General features: G+C 66.2%; 4 protein-coding genes. 2 read left to right on the plus strand and 2 right to left on the minus strand.

Annotated features, from left to right (window positions below):
* Positions 1 to 773, plus strand: a 773-nt coding sequence (locus ACFE7F_RS15745) for an NAD(P)/FAD-dependent oxidoreductase (RefSeq protein WP_375404792.1), incomplete at its 5' end; no start/stop codon positions are given.
* A 75-nt stretch (positions 774 to 848) separates the two neighbouring features.
* A complete protein-coding gene (locus ACFE7F_RS15750) occupies positions 849 to 1,517 on the plus strand; it encodes a glutathione S-transferase family protein (RefSeq protein WP_375404793.1) in 669 nt (222 codons plus the stop codon).
* 33 nt (positions 1,518 to 1,550) lie between these two features.
* Here the strand turns inward: ACFE7F_RS15750 and ACFE7F_RS15755 are convergent, their stop codons facing one another.
* Together ACFE7F_RS15755 and ACFE7F_RS15760 are read right to left on the minus strand one after the other, a co-directional pair.
* On the minus strand, positions 1,551 to 2,156 hold the full coding sequence (locus ACFE7F_RS15755) for an NADPH-dependent FMN reductase (protein WP_375404794.1): 606 nt from the start codon (positions 2,154 to 2,156) through the stop codon (positions 1,551 to 1,553).
* A 57-nt stretch (positions 2,157 to 2,213) separates the two neighbouring features.
* A complete protein-coding gene (locus ACFE7F_RS15760; protein WP_375404795.1) occupies positions 2,214 to 3,026 on the minus strand; it encodes an alpha/beta fold hydrolase in 813 nt (270 codons plus the stop codon).
* Between the last annotated feature and the right edge of the window lie 217 nt (positions 3,027 to 3,243).

Raw genomic sequence — 3,243 nt, forward strand, 5'->3', positions numbered from 1 at the left:
GAGGCTATATCGGGCTCGAAGCGGCGGCCGTGCTCGTGAAGCTCGGGATCAAGGTTACCGTCGTCGAGGCCTTGGACCGCGTCCTGGCGAGGGTTGCGGGGGAGCCGTTGTCGCGCTTCTTCGAAGCGGAGCACCGAGCACGTGGCGTCGATGTCCGGCTCGGCACCCAAGTCGTCTGCATCGAGGAAGTCGGGGGCCGGGCGAGCGGCGTCAGGCTTGCCGACGGCGAGATCCTCCCCGCGCAGATGGTGATCGTCGGGATCGGCATCATTCCATCCGTCGTTCCGCTGCTGGAGGCGGGCGCCGGCGGAGGCAACGGGGTCGCGGTGGACGAGTGTTGCCGCACTTCGCTCCCAGACGTGTTCGCGGTCGGCGATTGCGCGCTCCACGCCAGTGCGTTTGCGGATGGAGCGGCGATACGGCTCGAGTCGGTTCAGAACGCCAATGATCAAGCAACGGTGGTTGCCAAGGCGATCACCGGATCACCGGAAGCCTATCACGCCGTGCCTTGGTTCTGGTCGCACCAATACGACCTGCGGCTTCAAACCGTCGGCTTGTCTATCGGACACGACTCCATCGTCGTCCGCGGTGATCCAGCGACCCGTAGCTTCTCGCTCGTCTATCTCAGGGCCGGTCGGGTGATCGCGTTGGACTGCGTGAACGCCACAAGGGACTATGTTCAGGGTCGCGGGCTAGTCACGAGCGGCAGGATGCCCGATCCCGGCATCCTCATGGACCCGACCGTGCCACTTACGTCGGACCTGCTGCTTTGAGATGTTACCGCCCGAGCCTGTGCGGGGCGCTTCACGCCGCGAGCAAGGGTCGGCACAATCCGGGAGGAAGATGACATGTCGGACACAGCCGCGAGCGATCTCGTTCTCCATCACTTCCCCAACGCCTGCTCGCAGACCAGTCTCTTCGCCCTGGAGGAGGCCGGACTGGAATACGAACTGTGCCTCGTCGACCTTGCGACCGACGAGCAATCGTCGCCGAGGTATGCGGCGATCTCGCCGCTCGGAAAGGTCCCGGCGCTGCAAATCGGCGCGACCGTGTTGGCGGAGAACGCCGCGATCCTGACCTACATCGCCGCTGCAAAGCCCGAAGCCGGACTGTTTCCCGCACCCACGACGCCGTTCGCGCTCGCGGAGCGGCAGGCCGGTCTTTCCTTCTGCGGCGGCACGGTGCACCCGATCGTACGCGGAATCGCTGCGCCGTACCGACTGACCGATGGTGAGCCGGGACCTGTTCGCAGCCGGGCGGTCGCCCTGGCCGAGAAGAACTTCACGTTCGCCGACCGTCGGCTGGCGGAGCGGGGATGGTGGCTAGGCGAGTGGTCGGTGATCGACGTGTACCTGAACTGGGCAATGCAGACCGCGGTTCGCGGCGGCTTCGACTTGACCCCATATCCGGAGCTGGCGAGGCTCCCCGAAAGACTGACCCAGCGCCCCGCCTTCAAGCGGACCATGCGCATCGAGGAAGAGTCGCTCGCCGTGCTGGCAGCGCGACGAGTTTCATAGGACGGAGGCCAATGCGACGTGCAGCCCACCGGATCAGCCGGAGGTAGCCAGCTCCGAAGATCGCGCGGTCAACGGTGCGAACCGGGCGACTTGGCGGCCAATCAGTCGAAGCTGTTCCACCACCGCCGGATCACTGGCTCCGCCTTCGTCGTCGAACTTCGTCACCTGCGTGTTGATCGCGGCGGCGAAGGGGGTGGGCCAGCCACGCAACGCGTGAACGATCGAGCGAAGCGCGGCGATCGTCGACCCCGTCGCTTGCCAGCCATAAGCTGTCGAGATCAGGCCCACAGGCATATCGGCAAGGTAGGGACGGGCGTCACCCGCCGTCTCCTCGAGCAGGTCGAGCGCGTTCTTGACCACGCCGGAAATCGAGCCGTGATAGCCGGGGCTGGCGATGATCACGGCCGACGCCTGGCGCACCGCATCGACGAACTCGCGCTCCTGGTCGGTCCGCGCCGCCGCCCTTGGATCGTAGAGCGGAAGCCGCGCCATGTCGGCTCCGCCGAACATGCGCGTACGATACCCGGCCTGCGCCGCGGCCGTGAGCGCGATGCAGAGCGCGCGTTCGGTCGACGACACGCTTCCGACCGTTCCGCCGATCCCGACGACGAGCGGCTGGTCGGCGACCCCCGCGATCATCGTGGGCTCCGTTCGTGAACGTCATACAGGCGGAGGGCCGTCGACCTCGCCACCGGACTAGCGATCGATACGGGCGTGTTCCGCGGCCGTCATGAACTCCACGAGCAGCCCGTTGAACGCGGGCGCATCGAACGTCTGCGGAAAATGGTGCGGGCTCCGCACGACGACGTGTCGTCCGTCGGCACGCGCGGACGCCGCCTCGCTGCTCGCGTCGATGCCGGGATTCCAGCCGCCGGTAACGGTAAGGAGCGGTATCGCGTTCGCCGCCACGGCATCTACCATCGCGCGTACCCGCTCGGTCTCCGGTAACTTGATCGACGCGAGTCCCTGACCGACCTTCTCCATCTCGCCGTCCTTGCGCTCCGCCCTGATTTCTTCGGGGATACCGGCAGCCTTTGAAAAACGATCGGCAAGATCGGCCATCGACGTCGCCTTGGACATCGCCTCGCCCATCTCCCCCATGAACTTCTGCGTGCGCGGGTCGTCCATCGTCAGGGCCTGCATCGCGGCCTCGATCAGCGTCAGGGAGAGCACGGCGGAAGGCCGCTTCGACGCGGCCGCCAACGCGACGAGACCCCCATAGGAATGTCCGATCAGGTGCGCACCGTCTTCGAGAAGGTCGGCTACCCACTCGCCGTCGATCTCGAAATCGTCGGGACGCCCGGCATCGGCGCTCCGGCCATGACCCGGTCGGTCGGGCAGGACGAGCTGCCATCCTTGATCGGCGAGAACGGCCTGGGCGGAGAAATGGGCGTCGCCGCCGGCCGATGCGCCTTTCGCGCCGCCATGTACCAGGACGACCCTGGGTCCCGAGAAACCCCACCGGGTAATATGGACGTCCGCTGAAACCACTCTAATCTCCTGCCCCATGTAAGCTTTTCATCGATACGCGCCAATCGACCCGCGTCGGATCGGTCCGACCATGCCCACTATCAGGCGGCTTCGGCCCGCTCGAGCCTGTCGATCTCGCGGCCGACCCGGACCGCGGCCTCGTCGCATGCCAGCATCGCCGGTCTAAGACCATAGCGTTGCACGACCGGTCGCATCGCCTCGACCGCTTCGACGATCGGCTTGTCTTCCTGGATCA

Origin of the sequence: uncultured Sphingomonas sp. (assembly GCF_964235535.1) — a bacterium.
GTDB lineage: Bacteria > Pseudomonadota > Alphaproteobacteria > Sphingomonadales > Sphingomonadaceae > Sphingomonas.

Excerpts from the sequence above, each read along its gene's own strand:
- ACFE7F_RS15750 (WP_375404793.1), top strand. The coding sequence starts at position 849 with ATGTCGGACACAGCCGCGAGCGATCTCGTTCTCCATCACTTCCCCAAC.
- ACFE7F_RS15755 (WP_375404794.1), bottom strand. The coding sequence starts at position 2,156 with ATGATCGCGGGGGTCGCCGACCAGCCGCTCGTCGTCGGGATCGGCGGA.
- ACFE7F_RS15760 (WP_375404795.1), bottom strand. The coding sequence starts at position 3,026 with ATGGGGCAGGAGATTAGAGTGGTTTCAGCGGACGTCCATATTACCCGG.